Annotated in this window: 13 protein-coding genes; 10 read left to right on the top strand and 3 right to left on the bottom strand. The window is 40.4% G+C overall.

Translation table 11 applies throughout. From position 1 onward, the window contains the following. Window positions 1-25: 25 nt before the first annotated feature. The gene (mgsA, locus tag INP93_RS09130; protein ID WP_197544736.1) at window positions 26-484 is read right to left on the bottom strand and encodes a methylglyoxal synthase; all 459 of its coding nucleotides are present in this window, start codon (window positions 482-484) and stop codon (window positions 26-28) included. Between the two features lie 307 nt (window positions 485-791). On the opposite strand from mgsA, the gene aceE reads away from it, so the two are divergent. The 4 genes from aceE to INP93_RS09110 all read left to right on the top strand — a co-directional run bounded on the left by aceE (window position 792) and on the right by INP93_RS09110 (window position 7,665). Next, entirely contained in the window at window positions 792-3,458 is a 2,667-nt protein-coding gene (gene aceE, locus INP93_RS09125) for a pyruvate dehydrogenase (acetyl-transferring), homodimeric type (RefSeq protein ID WP_197544735.1), read from the top strand. A 90-nt stretch (window positions 3,459-3,548) separates the two neighbouring features. Beyond that, on the top strand, window positions 3,549-5,435 hold the full coding sequence (aceF, locus tag INP93_RS09120; RefSeq protein WP_197544734.1) for a pyruvate dehydrogenase complex dihydrolipoyllysine-residue acetyltransferase: 1,887 nt from the start codon (window positions 3,549-3,551) through the stop codon (window positions 5,433-5,435). A gap of 91 nt (window positions 5,436-5,526) precedes the next feature. Further along, on the top strand, window positions 5,527-6,951 hold the full coding sequence (lpdA, locus tag INP93_RS09115) for a dihydrolipoyl dehydrogenase (protein ID WP_111326993.1): 1,425 nt from the start codon (window positions 5,527-5,529) through the stop codon (window positions 6,949-6,951). A 162-nt stretch (window positions 6,952-7,113) separates the two neighbouring features. Next, window positions 7,114-7,665, top strand: coding sequence for an NlpC/P60 family protein (locus INP93_RS09110; RefSeq protein WP_197544733.1), 552 nt, complete (start codon window positions 7,114-7,116; stop codon window positions 7,663-7,665). A gap of 78 nt (window positions 7,666-7,743) precedes the next feature. On the opposite strand, the gene INP93_RS09105 is transcribed toward INP93_RS09110, so the two are convergent. After that, entirely contained in the window at window positions 7,744-8,193 is a 450-nt protein-coding gene (locus INP93_RS09105; RefSeq protein WP_075875252.1) for a LexA family protein, read from the bottom strand. A 272-nt stretch (window positions 8,194-8,465) separates the two neighbouring features. Here INP93_RS09105 and sstT point away from each other — a divergent pair, with 272 nt between their 5' ends. Genes sstT through INP93_RS09075 form a run of 6 tightly spaced genes read left to right on the top strand, consistent with a single transcriptional unit; the run spans window position 8,466 to window position 13,864 of the window. Then, window positions 8,466-9,707, top strand: a complete 1,242-nt coding sequence (sstT, locus tag INP93_RS09100; RefSeq protein WP_197544732.1) for a serine/threonine transporter SstT — start codon at window positions 8,466-8,468, stop codon at window positions 9,705-9,707. Window positions 9,708-9,764: 57 nt separating this feature from the next. Beyond that, window positions 9,765-11,213, top strand: a complete 1,449-nt coding sequence (modF, locus tag INP93_RS09095; protein WP_197544731.1) for a molybdate ABC transporter ATP-binding protein ModF — start codon at window positions 9,765-9,767, stop codon at window positions 11,211-11,213. 45 nt (window positions 11,214-11,258) lie between these two features. After that, window positions 11,259-12,173, top strand: coding sequence for an SPFH domain-containing protein (locus tag INP93_RS09090; RefSeq protein WP_049366068.1), 915 nt, complete (start codon window positions 11,259-11,261; stop codon window positions 12,171-12,173). 52 nt (window positions 12,174-12,225) lie between these two features. Further along, complete coding sequence (locus INP93_RS09085) at window positions 12,226-12,681, top strand: NfeD family protein (RefSeq protein ID WP_197544730.1); 456 nt, start codon at window positions 12,226-12,228, stop codon at window positions 12,679-12,681. After that, window positions 12,678-13,283 (top strand): NAD(P)H-dependent oxidoreductase, encoded by a 606-nt coding sequence (locus tag INP93_RS09080; protein ID WP_197544729.1) that lies wholly within the window; start codon window positions 12,678-12,680, stop codon window positions 13,281-13,283. The genes INP93_RS09085 and INP93_RS09080 overlap by 4 nt, the downstream gene beginning before the upstream one ends. Window positions 13,284-13,306: 23 nt before the next feature. After that, on the top strand, window positions 13,307-13,864 hold the full coding sequence (locus tag INP93_RS09075) for a TorD/DmsD family molecular chaperone (protein WP_197544728.1): 558 nt from the start codon (window positions 13,307-13,309) through the stop codon (window positions 13,862-13,864). Window positions 13,865-13,962: 98 nt separating this feature from the next. On the opposite strand, the gene gyrA is transcribed toward INP93_RS09075, so the two are convergent. Beyond that, entirely contained in the window at window positions 13,963-16,608 is a 2,646-nt protein-coding gene (gene gyrA, locus INP93_RS09070; protein ID WP_065243117.1) for a DNA topoisomerase (ATP-hydrolyzing) subunit A, read from the bottom strand. Between the last annotated feature and the right edge of the window lie 6 nt (window positions 16,609-16,614).

Below are 16,614 nucleotides of genomic sequence, written 5' to 3'. Positions count from 1 at the left end.
AGTGATTTATCTCCTTTTTATTTGGTTAATTTAAACGTGCTTTTAAATATCCTTCATAATCGGGGATATCAATATTGATTTCTTGATCAAATAAGCTTGATGTTAAAAGAAAATCAGCGGAGCTTTGATTAATTGCTACAGGAATATTCCACACTGTGGCGATACGCATTAAGGCTTTTACATCGGGATCATGTGGCGCGGCGTTCATCGGATCCCAAAAGAAAATCATCATATCAATTTTTTTCTCAGCAATCAGTCCGCCAAGTTGTTGATCGCCGCCCATCGGGCCACTTAATAGCGAGGCTATTTTGAGTCCCGTTTCTCTTTCTAATAGATGTCCAGTTGTACCAGTCGCATAAAGTTGATGGGGAGCGAGTGCTTCTTTGTGTTTCTTTACCCAATTGAGCAGATTTTGTTTGCAGCTATCATGTGCAACGAGCGCTATTCGTTTATGAGAAAAGATTGGGCGAGTTGTCGTGTTCATATTTTGTCCTCTAAAAAGCTCAAAAGCATGCGAACACTTTAGATCAAAGCGGGTAAGGAATGCAATATATAAAGTATGCTTTAATTTAAACCCAAAAATCCTTTAAAAATGACCGCACTTTTAATGAAGACTATTGCAATAACACGAAGAAATCCTTGAGAACGGTCAAAATCTACTATCTTTCTTACAAAAAATCTTCTAAAATTTACAAGATTTGTTAAATGTTTGTAACATTGATTAACAAGCTAGATTTTCGTGTTTGGTGATGACCAAACTTTATTTTCACTCAGTAAAATAAGGAAAGACTATGTCAAATACCTTAGTAAACGATATTGACCCAATTGAAACACAAGATTGGTTGTCAGCTGTTGATTCATTAATTCGTGCTGAAGGCGCAGAGCGTGCGCATTACATCATCAATCAAGTGATTGATCAGGCACGTAATGGTGGTGTGAACATTGCAAAAGGTGGCGTAACAACCCCTTATGTTAATACCATCCCTGTTTCTGAACAGCCAGCATACCCAGGTGATAAAGCTATTGAGCGTCGTATTCGTAGTGCTGTACGTTGGAATGCGATCATGGCGGTATTACGTGGTCAGAAAAAAGATCTTGAATTAGGAGGTCACATTTCAACTTATCAATCTGCAGCAAGCATGTATGAAGTCTGTTTTAACCACTTCTTCAAAGCTGCTACAGATAAAAACGGCGGTGACTTAGTCTTCTTCCAAGGCCATGCAGCGCCAGGTATGTATGCGCGTGCATTTGTTGAAGGCCGTATTACTGAAGAACAAATGAATAACTTCCGTCAGGAATGTGAACCAGGTAAAGGTCTTTCTTCTTATCCTCACCCGAAATTAATGCCCGAATTCTGGCAATTCTCTACAGTATCGATGGGTTTAGGTCCTGTAAATGCAATCCGTACTGCTCGTTTCTTAAAATACTTAGATAACCGTGGCTTAAAAGACACCAAAGATCAAAAAGTGTATGCTTTCCTTGGTGATGGTGAGATGGATGAAATCGAAGCGAAAGGTGATTTAACCTTCGCAGCACGTGAAGGCTTAGATAACTTAATCTTCGTAGTAAGCTGTAACTTGCAACGTTTAGATGGTCCTGTAACGGGTAACGGTAAAATCGTTCAAGAATTAGAAGGTTTATTTGCTGGTGCTGGTTGGGAAGTGATCAAAGTCATGTGGGGCTCTAACTGGGACAAATTATTTGCCAAAGACACCTCAGGTAAGTTAACTCAATTGATGATGGAAGTGCTTGATGGCGACTATTTAACCTTCAAATCTAAAGATGGTGCTTATGTTCGTGAACACTTCTTTGGTCGTTATCCAGAAACTGCAGCATTAGTAGCGGATATGACAGATGATGAAATCTGGGCATTAAGACGCGGTGGTCATGACTCAGAAAAACTTTATGCGGCATTCCATAAAGCACAAACAGCAGGTAAACCTGTAGTAATCCTTGCACACATGGTTAAAGGTTATAAAATTCCTGAAGCAGAAAGTAAAAATACGGCTCACCAATCTAAAAAAATGTCGATCGAAAGTCTTAAATACTTCCGTGATCATTTCCACCTAGATATTAAAGATGAAGATATCCCTAACTATCCGTATATCACCTTCCCAGAAGGTTCGGAAGAGTACAATTATCTTCACGGCAGACGTAAAGCGTTAAACGGTTACTTACCAAAACGTTTACCAAAATTCACCACAGAATTTAAAGTGCCATCATTGGAAGAATTTGCACCATTATTGGAAGAACAAGCACGTCCAATTTCAACCACAATGGCATTTGTACGTTTCTTAAATACTTTATTGAAAGATAAAAATATTGGTAAACAAATTGTGCCAATTGTTGCTGACGAAGCACGTACTTTTGGTATGGAAGGTTTATTCCGTCAAATCGGTATTTACAACCCACATGGTCAAAACTATGTGCCTTCTGACCGTGACTTAGTGGCTTACTACCGTGAAGCGAAAGATGGTCAAGTATTACAAGAAGGTATCAATGAATTAGGTGCTGCATCATCTTGGTTAGCGGCAGCGAACTCATACTCTGTAAATAACCTTCCGATGATTCCATTCTTCATCTACTACTCAATGTTTGGTTTCCAACGTGTGGGTGACTTAATGTGGGCAGCAGGTGACCAATTAGCACGTGGTTTCATGATTGGTGGTACTTCTGGCCGTACAACATTAAATGGTGAAGGTTTACAACACGAAGATGGTCACAGCCATATTCAATCTCTTGTTATTCCTAACTGTGTGTCTTATGACCCAGCTTACGTTTATGAAGTGGCAGTTATCCTACAAGACGGTATCAACCGTATGTACGGTGAAAAACAAGAAGATGTGTTCTACTACATCACCACATTAAACGAAACTTACGAACAACCAGCAATGCCAAAAGGCGCAGAAGAGGGTATTCGTAAAGGTCTTTATAAATTTGAAACCGTTGAAGCGAAAGGCAACAAAGGTCATGTTCAATTATTAGGTTCTGGCGCGATCTTCCGTCACGTTCGTGAAGCGGCACAAATCCTTGCAAATGAATATGGCGTAAGCTCAGATGTATATAGCGTGCCTTCATTCACTGAAGTGGCTCGTGAAGGTGCAGATGCCGTACGTTGGAATATGTTACATCCAACAGAAACCCCACGTGTACCTTACATTGCACAAGTAATGAACGATGCACCAGCAGTTGCGGCTACTGACTACATGAAATTGTTCGCAGAACAAGTTCGTGCATTCATTCCTGCACAAAGCTATCACGTATTAGGTACTGATGGTTTCGGTCGTTCAGACAGCCGTGAAAACTTACGTGAACACTTTGAAGTGGATGCACGTTATGTTGTGGTTGCAGCATTACATGAGCTTGTTAAACAAGGCAAATTTGATGCGAAAGTGGTGGCTGATGCAATCGCGAAATTTGGTTTAAAAACTGAAATTTTAAATCCGCTTTACGCTTAATAAACAATATCCTGTGCGCTAAAACGCACAGGATCATCTACAAATAAAGTGCGGTTGATTTTAACTGTGTTTTTTTAAAGGTAAGATAACATGTCAAAACAAATTCAAATTCCTGATATCGGTAGTGATGAAGTTACCGTAACAGAAGTGATGGTGAACGTAGGTGATACCATTACAGCTGATCAAAGTATTATCAATGTTGAAGGTGATAAAGCTTCAATGGAAGTACCCGCACCAGAAGCCGGTGTGGTAAAAGAAGTATTAGTAAAAGTGGGTGATAAAGTCACAACTGGCACACCAATGCTTGTTTTAGAGTCAGCGGATGCGGCAGCGCCTGCTCCAGCGGCAGCAGCACCTGCGCCAGCAGCCGCACCAGCAGCTGCAAGTGTAGTTGAAGTTAATGTACCCGATATCGGTTCAGACGAAGTAAACGTGACAGATATTATGGTGAAAGTCGGTGATACTGTTGAAGTTGACCAATCAATCATCAATGTTGAAGGTGATAAAGCGTCAATGGAAGTCCCTGCTCCAGTTGCTGGTGTCGTAAAAGAAATTTTAATCAATGTTGGCGATAAAGTGGTTACAGGCAAATTAATCATGAAATTTGAAGTGGCGGGTGCAGCACCAGCCGCAGCGCCAGTTCTACAGGCGGCAGCACCTGCAGCAGCACCAACAGCTTCAGCCATTAAAGAAGTGAATGTACCTGATATTGGTGGTGATGAAGTTAACGTAACTGAAATCATGGTTGCAGTTGGCGACAGCGTTTCTGAAGAGCAATCTTTAATTACCGTTGAAGGCGATAAAGCCTCAATGGAAGTGCCAGCTCCGTTTGCGGGTGTGGTAAAAGAAATTTTAGTGAAATCAGGTGATAAAGTTTCAACTGGTTCATTAATTATGAAATTTGAAGTGGCGGGTGCAGCACCTGCTCCAGCGGCAGCAGCTCCTGCTCCTCAAGCAGCACCTGCAGCAGCGCCGGCAGCACAATCAGGTAATGTATCTGGCTTAAGCCAAGAACAAGTTGTTGCAAGCGCAGGCTATGCACATGCAACTCCAGTGATTCGTCGTTTAGCGCGTGAATACGGCATTAACCTTGATCGCGTAAAAGGTACCGGTCGTAAAGGTCGCGTAGTAAAAGAAGATATCCAAGCTTACGTGAAAACCGCTGTTAAAGCGTTTGAAACAGGCACTGTATCTTCAGCAGCAGCGGGTAATGGTGTGGCAAACGGTGCGGGCTTAGGTTTATTACCATGGCCGAAAGTTGACTTCAGCAAATTTGGTGAAGTGGAAGAAGTTGAATTAAGCCGTATCAACAAAATCTCTGGTGCAAACTTACATCGTAACTGGGTAATGATTCCACATGTTACTCACTTCGATCGCACAGATATCACAGATTTAGAAGCATTCCGTAAAGAACAGAACAAGATTGTTGAAAAACAAAAATTGGATGTGAAAATTACACCAGTTGTGTTCATTATGAAAGCAGTAGCGAAAGCATTAGAAGCGTTCCCACGTTTCAATAGCTCTATTTCTGAAGACGGTCAAAAATTAACACTTAAAAAATACATCAACATTGGCGTAGCGGTAGATACACCAAACGGTCTCGTTGTACCTGTATTTAAAAACGTGAACAAAAAAGGTATTATCGAACTCTCTCGTGAATTAATGGAAGTCTCCAAAAAAGCACGTGACGGTAAACTTTCAGGTTCTGATATGCAAGGTGGTTGTTTCACCATTTCAAGCTTAGGCGGTATTGGTACAACTCACTTTACGCCAATCGTAAATGCACCAGAAGTGGCAATTTTAGGTGTGTCTAAATCAGAAATGCAACCGGTATGGAATGGTAAAGAATTTGAGCCACGCTTAATGCTTCCATTATCATTATCTTTCGACCACCGTGTGATCGATGGTGCTGATGGTGCTCGTTTCTTAAGCTATATCAATGGCGTATTAGCTGACTTACGTCGCTTAGTGATGTAATTAACACGGTAAGATGTGAGTGATTAGGCTCACATCTTACAGAAAGGATCGCAAGTGCGGTCAAAAATTTGAACGTTTTTACGAGGTAAAAATGAGTAAAGAAATTAAAACCCAAGTTGTGGTACTTGGTGCTGGTCCCGCAGGTTATTCAGCGGCATTCCGTTGTGCGGACTTAGGTTTAGAAACAGTACTTGTTGAACGTTATTCAACATTAGGTGGGGTATGTTTAAACGTAGGTTGTATCCCTTCTAAAGCATTACTTCACGTTGCTAAAGTAATTGAAGAAGCAAAACACGCAAGCAAAAATGGTGTGTATTTCGCTGAGCCTCGCATTGATTTAGATGAAGTGCGCGCAGGTAAAGAAGCGGTTGTGGCTAAATTAACAGGCGGTCTTGCAGGCATGGCTAAACAACGTAAAGTCACCGTTGTTGAAGGTTTAGCGGCGTTTACCGATCCACATACATTAGTAGCACGTGATCGTGATGGTAAACCAACTACAATCAAATTCGATAATGCGATTATCGCAGCGGGTTCTCGCCCAATTCAATTACCATTCATTCCACATGAAGATCCACGTGTTTGGGATTCAACAGATGCACTTAAATTAAAAGAAGTACCGAAAAAACTTTTAATCATGGGTGGTGGTATCATCGGTTTAGAGATGGGTACCGTATATCATGCATTAGGTTCTGAAGTTGAAGTGGTTGAAATGTTTGACCAAGTGATTCCAGCGGCAGATAAAGATGTTGTTGCAATCTACACCAAACAAGTTGAGAAAAAATTCAAGTTAATGCTTGAAACTAAAGTGACAGCAGTTGAAGCAAAAGATGATGGTATCTATGTTTCAATGGAAGGTAAAGCATGCAACGATACTAAACGTTATGATGCAGTATTAGTCGCAATCGGTCGTACACCAAACGGTAAATTGATTGATGCAGGTAAAGCAGGTGTTGAAGTAGATGAGCGAGGTTTCATTCATGTTGATAAACAAATGCGTACTAATGTGCCTCATATCTTTGCAATTGGTGATATCGTTGGACAACCAATGCTAGCACATAAAGGTGTTCATGAAGGTCACGTCGCGGCAGAAGTGATTGCAGGGAAAAAACATTACTTCGATCCAAAAGTCATTCCTTCTATTGCTTATACTGAACCAGAAGTGGCTTGGGTCGGTAAAACTGAGAAAGAATGTAAACAAGAAGGCTTAAATTACGAAGTCGCTAAATTCCCTTGGGCTGCTTCTGGTCGTGCGATTGCATCTGAATGTGCAGAAGGTATGACCAAATTAATCTTCGATAAAGATACTCACCGTGTACTTGGTGGGGCAATCGTTGGGTCTAACGGTGGTGAATTATTAGGTGAAATCGGTCTTGCGATCGAAATGGGTTGTGATGCAGAAGATATCGCATTAACGATTCATGCTCACCCGACACTTCATGAATCTGTAGGTCTTGCGGCTGAAGTATTTGAAGGTTCAATTACCGATCTTCCAAATGCAAAAGCGAAGAAAAAATAATCAACTCTAATCCTTTTAAGGGCTACTCATTGAGTAGTCCTTATTTTTTTGAGATCTCACTCACAAAATTGCATAAAAATTCAATAAAAACTGGCGGGCATAATGACTTTTTGATAAAATCCGACCAGTTTTGTTTTTATATTTTTTTATTATTTAAAAGCTATGTTAAAGAAGATTTTGATTATTGTAGGTTTGGCTGTTTTGACAACAGCCTGCTCTAACAACTCGGGGCAGGCACAAAACGGCATGATTAGTGAAAGTGATGATGCTGAGTTAACGGGTTTGATTGCTGGTTTAGATGGGAAAAAAGGGGGCGTTTACCCTAAATTAAGAACTAACCGTCCTAAATCAGGTTTAATTGGTGATAAAGCGCTTGCTCAAGTTTATAACGAATGGGTTGGTACTCGTTACAGAATGGGGGGTACTTCAAAACATGGTATTGATTGCTCTGCATTTATGCAAACTGCTTTTCTCGATGCTTACGGTATGGAACTTCCACGTTCAACCTCAGAACAACGCTATTTAGGTCACCAAATTCAAAAACATGAATTACGTAAAGGTGATTTAGTGTTCTTCCGTCGCAACAATCATGTTGGCGTTTATATTGGTAATAACCAATTTATGCATGCAAGTTCAAGCCAGGGCGTCACAATTAGCTCATTAGATGAAGATTACTGGTCAAGAACTTATACACAATCTCGTCGTGTGATGTAATGACAATTTTATTTCAATAAAAAAGTGCGGTTAATTTTAACCGCACTTTTTCTTTATTTAGATTATCTGATTATAGACTTAAGCTGCAAATTTCATTAAGTCTCTTCTTGGTTTCATTTGATGGATGGTATTCGTCACTGTGCCAACTAATGGAAGGTTTGTCCATTGTGTTGTTTTAATATTTTCCACTTTAGAATCTAATGCCATGAATACAAATTCATTACCGCTTACACCGGCAAATTCATAAATATGGAATTCGTCTTGTTTTTCCAATACAACAAGATCACCAATGAAAAGGCTGTCATTTTTTTCAACCACTAACATATCGCCCATTTCAATTCCCCAAGCAAGCATATTCGGATTGGTAACACGAATAAAGCAAGTTTGTTGTGGACGTTTGATGCAATAAAGGTTGAGATCTAATTTTTTATTAAATGTCGATTTACTTTCAACATCATTGAAAAATGGCATAGGATGATAAGAAAACGTCATATCATTTTGTGCAACTGTATTTGCGTAGTTCATCATCTTGTGTTCCTTTTAGTTAATGAGTTTTTAATCAGTGGTTGTTTATACAGGGTAATATACTGTGGTTAGATACAGTATGTCAATAGGGCATAGAAAAAATTTTTTTATAGGCGAAAATTTTAGAAAAAATTCATTCCTAGCTTAAAAAGTTCAATTTTTTAGCAAAATAATAAAGAAAAAATTTTCTTTTAAATAAAATTTGAGCTATCTTTATCGTGTTTCGGTGGATCGTAACGATCTGAAGTTCAACTTAATCTTCATTTAAAACTATTATGAATACATCACGTTTATTTCATTTTTTGTTCCAAGGTAATTTGGTAAAACGAATTGCCGTTGGTTTGGTACTCGGGATCCTTGTTGCGTTGGTGAATGAGAGTGTAAAAAATTCAGCAGGTATTGATCTTGCATCTAGCTTTGGTGTGCTCGGTCAAATTTTTGTTAAAGCATTGCGTGCCGTTGCACCAATTTTAATTTTCTTCCTTGTTATGGCAGCACTCGCTAATAAGAAAGTGGGTTCTAAAAGCAACATGAAAGAAATTGTCGTGCTTTATCTTTTGGGTACTTTCTTAGCGGCTGTGGCTGCAGTAATTGCAAGTATGGCATTCCCATCAGATGTAGCTCTTGCAGTAAAAGAGGATGCGAGTTCAGCGCCTCAATCTGTTGGCCAAGTGATGCTTGCTTTAGTATTGAATGTGGTGGATAACCCATTAAATGCAATTTTCAAAGCAAACTTTATCGGTGTTTTAGCGTGGTCTATCGGTTTAGGTTTAGCCCTTCGTTATGCATCAGATGCAACTAAACAAGTGGTGGCTGATTTTGCAGAAGGCATTTCTAAAATTGTTCACGTGATTATTTCATTTGCACCTTTCGGTGTATTCGGTTTAGTGGCTGAAACATTATCTGACAAAGGTTTATCTGCGTTAGGTGGATATGTTCACTTATTATTCGTGTTAATCGGTACAATGCTATTTACTGCCTTTGTACTTAATCCAATTCTCGTTTATTGGAAAATTCGTCGTAATCCATATCCATTAGTTTGGACTTGTGTACGAGAAAGTGGTGTAACGGCATTCTTTACACGTAGTTCTGCAGCAAACATTCCTGTAAACATTGAATTAGCAAAACGCTTAAATCTTGATGAAGAAACCTATTCTGTGGCAATTCCATTAGGTGCAAATATCAATATGGCGGGTGCGGCAATTACCATTACTGTATTAACCTTAGCAGCTGTTCATACATTAGGCATCGAAGTATCTTTCATCAGTGCGGTGTTATTAAGTATTGTGGCGGCGCTTTGTGCATGTGGTGCTTCTGGTGTGGCAGGTGGTTCATTATTATTAATCCCATTAGCTTGTAGCTTATTTGGTATCAGTGATGACATCGCGGCACAAATGATCGGTGTAGGTTTTGTGATTGGTATCTTACAAGACTCAACAGAAACCGCGCTAAATTCTTCAACTGACGTATTATTTACTGCGGCAGTATGTATGGAAGAAGAGCGTAAAAACGGTTAATTAAATTAATCTAATAAGGCGGGCAATTGCTCGCCTTTTGTTTTTAAAGGAAAGAGAATGGCACTTTTAATTCAGCAAGCAAAATTTAAGCTTTATCGAAAACAGACCTTAAACTTACCGCACTTTGCGATTGAGCCACAACAATATTGGGTTGTGGTAGGCAGTAATGGGAGTGGGAAATCGGCGTTTGCTTTAGCTTTGCAAAATGAGTTACCTTTACAGGAAGGGGAGTACCATAATTCCTTCAAACGTGTTCACTCCTTTTCTTTTGAAAAACAACGAGAAATTCTTGAAGCCACATTAAAGAATTTAAACAACGATGATACCGATCCAGATTTCTTTGGTAAAACGGCAAGAGAAACCATTTTAAATGGCAGCACGGAACTCACTTTTTGTGAACAAATTGCAGAAAAATTAGGGATTACTTATCTCTTAGATCGTTTCTTTATCAAACTTTCTACTGGGGAAACACGAAAAGTCTTATTGGCACAAACATTATTGCAAAAGCCCGATTTATTAATTTTAGATGAACCTTTTGAAGGGCTAGATCAGCAATCAGTAAAAGATTGGATGGTGATGTTGAACGAACTAAAAAAAGAATGTGCTATCGTTCTAATCGTTAATCGTTTGGCAGATATTCCGGCTGAAGCGACTCATTTAGCTATGTTGGAAAATTTAGAGTTAGTATTAGAAGGTGTACGCCAATCCATTGAGCAACAAAGTATTTATCAACAATTAGTTTATGCGGAGCAATCTGTTGATGTGGCTTTGCCAGAACCAACGTCACCATTACTAAAACTACCTGAAAACCAACCGCACTTTGAGCTTAAAAATGTCACGGTCCAGTATGGCGATAAAGTCATTTTGGATCATTTAAACTGGGTTGTTCAACCTCATCAAAATTGGTGGATTAAAGGACCAAATGGTGCAGGGAAGTCTACCTTACTTTCTTTGATTACAGGTGATCATCCTCAAGCATTTGCGAATCATGTGGTGATCTTTGGTAAACAACGAGGTTCAGGTGAAACCATTTGGGATATCAAACAAAAGATTGGTTACGTAAGCAGCCAACTGCATTTAGATTATCGTGTGAATTGTTCTGTGCTTGACGTGATTATTTCTGGCTTTTTTGACAGTATTGGGATTTATCAACAAGTGCCAGAGGCAATTCGTTTGAAAGCCATGCAGTGGTTAGCTCGTTTAAATCTGACTCATTTAGCAAAAACGCCATTTCGTTCACTTTCTTGGGGGCAGCAACGTTTGCTTTTAATCACACGAGCGATGGTTAAGCATCCACCTGTTTTAATTTTAGATGAGCCTTTCCAAGGGCTTGATGGGTTAAATCGCAAGTTAGTGAAACATTTTATCGAACAACTTGTTAATAATAGTAAAACGCAGCTTTTATTTGTTTCTCATCAAGATTTAGATGCCCCGAATTGCATTACGCATCTTTTTGAATTTATAAGAGAAAACGATAAATATATTTATGTACAAAGTGCGGTCTAATTTGATAGACTTTTCTCATATTTCCTCATCATTAAGGAGCAACCTATGGAAGGCTTATCTATTGCCGCAATCGTCTTTATTGTATTAGTTGTAGTTGTACTTTTTTCAGCACTCAAAACTGTACCGCAAGGTTATAACTGGACGATTGAGCGTTTTGGGCGTTATACCCACACTTTAATGCCTGGCTTAAACTTTGTTGTACCATTTGTGGATCGTGTTGGTCGTAAGATCAATATGATGGAACAGGTATTAGATATTCCATCACAAGAAGTCATTTCTAAGGATAACGCCAACGTATCCATTGATGCGGTGTGTTTCGTTCAGGTGATTGATGCCCGCAGTGCAGCTTATGAAGTTAATCATTTAGAACAGGCGATTATCAATTTAACCATGACTAACATTCGTACTGTATTAGGTTCGATGGAATTAGATGAAATGCTTTCCCAACGTGACTCTATTAATGGTCGATTGCTGGCAATTGTGGATGAAGCAACCAATCCTTGGGGGATTAAAGTTACCCGTATTGAAATTCGTGATGTGCGTCCACCACGTGAATTGATTGATTCCATGAATGCCCAAATGAAAGCAGAACGTAATAAACGTGCGGAAGTCTTGGAAGCGGAAGGTATTCGTCAGGCAGAAATTTTACGAGCAGAAGGGGAAAAACAAGCCCGCATTCTGAAAGCGGAAGGGGAGCGTCAAGAAGCCTTCTTACAAGCAGAAGCACGTGAGCGTGCAGCAGAAGCGGAAGCGAAAGCAACCCAAATGGTGTCAGAAGCGATTGCTAGCGGTGATACCAAAGCAATTAATTACTTTATTGCACAAAAATACACGGAAGCTTTAAAACAAATCGGTGGTTCACCGAATAGCAAAGTGGTCATGATGCCGCTTGAAGCCGGTAATTTAATCGGCTCGGTAGCGGGTATTGCCGAACTGTTAAAAGGCGATAAAAAAGCGTAATTTCTTAAAGTGCGGTTAAAAATGACCGCACTTTTTCTCTCAAGGAGTTGATATGGCAGATTGGTTAACAACTTGGTCAGTATGGCATTGGTTGGTATTAGGTTTTGTGTTATTAATCGCTGAAACTCTCGTACCAGGTGTGTTTTTATTGTGGTGGGGCTTGGCTGCGATTGTGGCAGCAGGCGTAATGGCATTGGTGCCGAGTTTATCCTTAACCGCCTTAGCCGTTTTTTATGCGATTTTAGCGATTATTCTCTCGTTGCTTTGGTGGAAATACCAGCATAGCAAAGATAATCAAGATCAATCACGTACAACCTTAAACCAACGGGATCATACTTTGTTAGGTAAAAAAGGAACGGTGTTAGAAATTGGTTCTAACGGGATTGGTCGTGGTGCTTTTGGCGATACTACATGGCGTATTCAAGGCGAGCACCTAAATGTGAATGATCTTGTGGTGGTAGAACGCGTTGATGGCATTACATTGTTAGTTAAAAAGGTAGAAGAATGAATCATTTGATTATTTTTGCGCATCCCAATAGCCAAAAAAGTTTTGGTCGTGCCATCGTGGATCGCGTTGTAAAAGCAAGCCAACAGCTTGGTGTTGAAACCTATTTGCGCGATCTTTACACCATGGAATTTAATCCAATTATTTCCTTTGAAGAATTACAATCGGCTAATAAGGGTATTATCCCCGCAGAAATTCAGCAGGAACATGATTTTATTCGCCAAGCAGATTTGATTACGATGGTTTATCCTTTATGGTGGATGGGGTTTCCCGCCATGTTGAAAGGCTATTTGGATCGTGTATTAAGCCATGGTTTTGCTTATAAAACAGAGAATGGTGAATCCAAAGGTCTGCTTCAAGATAAAGCAATGCAACAATTTATCACCATAGGGAGTAGCGTAGCAAAATATCAAGAATACGGCGTGGATAAGTCCCTCAATCATTGTTTGATCAATGGTTTATTTAATTATTGCGGTATCGAGAATGTGGATTACACGCTGTTCGGAGATATTCACATTATCGATGATGCAGCCCGCCAGGCGATGCTTGATGAAGCTGCTGAAAAAACAACGGCAAAATTGACCGCACTTTTAGCTCAATCTTGAGCACAATCATAGGAAAGCAACAGATGTCAGAAACTCAAGTTAATAATTTTTCTTTAATAAGCCGCCTATTCGGCAACTTATTTTATCGCAGCCCCACAGATCCGATTTTAACTGGGGTATTTGATTGGCTGCAACAACAAGGTTTAAGTCAAGTGTGGGCACTTTCTACGGATAAAGAAAGTGAAGCGGCCATTGATAATTTACAGATGAAAATTGATTTAACGTTACTTGATCAAGAATATCAAAAATTGTTTGGTCCAAACGGTAACGTGCCGACAGCTATTTCAAGTTATGATATAGATGTGCAACGTTTTATGGATTTCCGTCATGCTCGTAACGTGCCAGAGGCAGAGAATGTGGATCATTTCGCCTTGTTATTGCTTACAGCCTCTTGGCTAGAAGACAACACGGAATCGCTATCCGCTCAACAAGATTTATTCGGTGATTTCTTATTACCTTGTGCAGCGAAATTCTTAACCCAAGTGGAAACTTATGCCACACTTCCTTTCTATCGTTCATTAGCGTATTTAACCCGTGAAATCTTGGCTGCAATGGCTGATGAATTAGAAGAAGGCGAGTAGTTTTCATCAATAGAATAGATTTCTAAAAGAGATTTTTAGATGCCAATAAAAAAGCCCCGCGTGTCAAAACGCGGGGCTTTTATTTAATGGAAGATCAATTATTCTTCAGAAGTCACATCTTCAGAGCCTTCATCCTCATCATCCACATCACAAACACGTTCAAGGCTGACTACGTGCTCATCTTCTGCGGTACGAATTAAACGAACACCTTGGGTGTTACGGCCAACAATGCTGACTTCACTTACACGAGTACGCACTAAGGTACCTGCGTCGGTGATAAGCATAATTTGGTCAGTTTCTTCTACTTGTGTTGCGGCAACGACTTTACCGTTACGTTCGCTCACTTTAATCGAAATCACCCCTTTGGTATTACGGGATTTGGTTGGGTATTCGCTTAATTGTGTGCGTTTACCGTAACCGTTTTGCGTCGCCGTAAGGATTGCGCCGTCATTTTTCGGCACAACTAAGGAAACCACTTTATCGATATTGAGATCGAGGGTTTCTTCTGCATTATCATCGGAAACCTCTTCAATTTCGACCGCACTTTCATCGTCAGCGATGTCGTTGGTGAGGGCGAGTTTAATACCGCGAACACCTGTTGCTAAACGACCCATTGCACGGACTGCACTTTCCGCGAAACGCACTACGCGACCTTGCGAAGAGAACAACATGATTTCGTTAGAACCATCGGTGATATCCACGCCGATTAATTCATCTTCATCACGTAAGTTCAAGGCGATGATACCGCTTGAACGTGGACGGCTGAATTCAGTTAGCGCGATTTTCTTCACAATACCGCCGGCCGTTGCCATGATGACGAATTTATCTTCTTCATAAGCAGAGATTGGCAAGATTGCGGTGATACGCTCGTTTTCTTGTAACGGTAGAATATTTACAATTGGACGACCACGTGCGCCACGGCTCGCTTGTGGTAATTGATAGACTTTCAACCAATATAAACGACCACGGCTAGAGAAGCAGAGAATCGTATCGTGAGTATTCGCCACTAAGAGTTTTTCGATGAAGTCTTCATCTTTCATCTTCGTTGCGGATTTACCTTTACCACCACGACGTTGAGCTTCGTAGTCGGTAAGCGGTTGATATTTCACATAACCTTCGTGAGAAAGGGTCACCACTACATCTTCTTGGGCAATTAAATCTTCTAAATCAATATCACCGGAAGCGGCAGTAATTTCGGTACGACGCTCATCGGCGAATTGTGCACGTACTTGTTCAAGCTCTTCACGAATCACTTCCATCAAGCGCTCAGGGCTGTTGATGATGTGGAGAAGTTCTGCAATTTTAACTAATAACTCTTTGTATTCATTGATGACTTCTTCGGTAGCAAGACCCGTTAAACGGTGCAAGCGAAGTTCTAAGATTGCATCAACTTGTTCTGGAGAAAGGTAGTAATCAGAACCTTTAATACCAAATTCAGCAGCTAATTCAGCCGGACGTGCCGCTGCATCAAGCAAGCCTAAAATTTCGTTATTCAGTTTCCAAGGACGAGAAATTAATTTTTCTGCGGCTTCTTTACGCTCTTTCGATTGACGGATGATATCGATGATTTCATCGATATTTGAGGTTGCAACCGCTAAACCTTCTAAAATATGAGTACGCTCGCGGGCTTTACGCAATTCAAATAAAGAACGGCGAATCACCACTTCGCGACGGTGCATCACAAAGGCTTCAATGATTTGTTTTAAGTTGAATAAACGTGGTTGACCGTGATCTAAGGCCACCATGTTGATCCCGAAAGTCACCTGCATTTGGGTAAGCGCATAGAGGTGATTTAATACTACTTCGCCTACGGCATCACGTTTGATGTCGATTTCAATGCGGATCCCTTCTTTGTTAGAAAGGTCGATAATATTGCTGATACCTTCGATTTTTTTATCTTTGATGAGCTCAGCGATTTTTTCTACCAATTTGGCTTTGTTCACTTGATAAGGCAATTCGGTCACAATGATTTGCTCTTTGCCTTTATCTGTGGTTTCTACGCTAGCACGAGCGCGAACATACACTTTGCCGCGACCTGTGCGATAAGCTTCTTCAATCCCTTTACGGCCATTAATTAATGCTGCTGTTGGGAAGTCTGGACCTGGAATATATTGCATTAACTCATCAATGGTGATGTTTTCGTTATCAATGTAAGCCAAGCAGCCATCTAAAACTTCATTTAAGTTGTGTGGTGGAATATTCGTTGCCATCCCCACCGCAATACCGGAAGAACCGTTTGCTAAAAGTGCAGGAATACGAGTTGGTAATACATCTGGAATCATTAATTCGCCATCATAGTTTGGCGAGAAATTTACGGTTTCTTTATCCAAGTCGGTCAATAGCGCTTGGGTAATTTTTTGCATACGGACTTCGGTATAACGCATTGCCGCTGGCGCGTCACCGTCGATTGACCCGAAGTTACCTTGCCCATCGACCAACATGTAGCGTAATGAGAACGGCTGTGCCATACGCACAATAGTGTCATACACCGCAGAATCACCATGCGGGTGATATTTACCGATTACATCACCTACCACACGGGCAGATTTTACGTATTTTTTGCCGGCAGTGATGCCAGATTGATCCATGGAGAAAAGCACACGTCGATGTACCGGTTTTAAACCGTCACGCACATCAGGCAAAGCACGCCCAACAATCACCGACATGGCGTAGTCAAGGTAAGAAGATTTTAGTTCTTCTTCAATATTGACTGGGGTAATAGAGGAATGGATTGAATCCGTCATTTTTAT

The sequence above is a fragment of the Haemophilus parainfluenzae genome, from assembly GCF_014931415.1.
In the GTDB taxonomy this organism is placed as follows: domain Bacteria; phylum Pseudomonadota; class Gammaproteobacteria; order Enterobacterales; family Pasteurellaceae; genus Haemophilus_D; species Haemophilus_D parainfluenzae_AF.
The sequence above is the reverse complement of the archived record's forward strand: the minus strand, read 5'-3'. Positions and strand labels throughout refer to the sequence as shown.

Bases quoted from the DNA above. Each gene is read 5' to 3' on its own strand.
- aceF (WP_197544734.1), top strand. From the start codon at position 3,549: ATGTCAAAACAAATTCAAATTCCTGATATCGGTAGTGATGAAGTTACC.
- INP93_RS09105 (WP_075875252.1), bottom strand. From the start codon at position 8,193: ATGATGAACTACGCAAATACAGTTGCACAAAATGATATGACGTTTTCT.
- INP93_RS09080 (WP_197544729.1), top strand. From the start codon at position 12,678: ATGAATCATTTGATTATTTTTGCGCATCCCAATAGCCAAAAAAGTTTT.
- gyrA (WP_065243117.1), bottom strand. From the start codon at position 16,608: ATGACGGATTCAATCCATTCCTCTATTACCCCAGTCAATATTGAAGAA.
- sstT (WP_197544732.1), top strand. From the start codon at position 8,466: ATGAATACATCACGTTTATTTCATTTTTTGTTCCAAGGTAATTTGGTA.
- INP93_RS09085 (WP_197544730.1), top strand. From the start codon at position 12,226: ATGGCAGATTGGTTAACAACTTGGTCAGTATGGCATTGGTTGGTATTA.
- modF (WP_197544731.1), top strand. From the start codon at position 9,765: ATGGCACTTTTAATTCAGCAAGCAAAATTTAAGCTTTATCGAAAACAG.
- INP93_RS09110 (WP_197544733.1), top strand. From the start codon at position 7,114: ATGTTAAAGAAGATTTTGATTATTGTAGGTTTGGCTGTTTTGACAACA.
- lpdA (WP_111326993.1), top strand. From the start codon at position 5,527: ATGAGTAAAGAAATTAAAACCCAAGTTGTGGTACTTGGTGCTGGTCCC.
- INP93_RS09090 (WP_049366068.1), top strand. From the start codon at position 11,259: ATGGAAGGCTTATCTATTGCCGCAATCGTCTTTATTGTATTAGTTGTA.
- INP93_RS09075 (WP_197544728.1), top strand. From the start codon at position 13,307: ATGTCAGAAACTCAAGTTAATAATTTTTCTTTAATAAGCCGCCTATTC.
- aceE (WP_197544735.1), top strand. From the start codon at position 792: ATGTCAAATACCTTAGTAAACGATATTGACCCAATTGAAACACAAGAT.
- mgsA (WP_197544736.1), bottom strand. From the start codon at position 484: ATGAACACGACAACTCGCCCAATCTTTTCTCATAAACGAATAGCGCTC.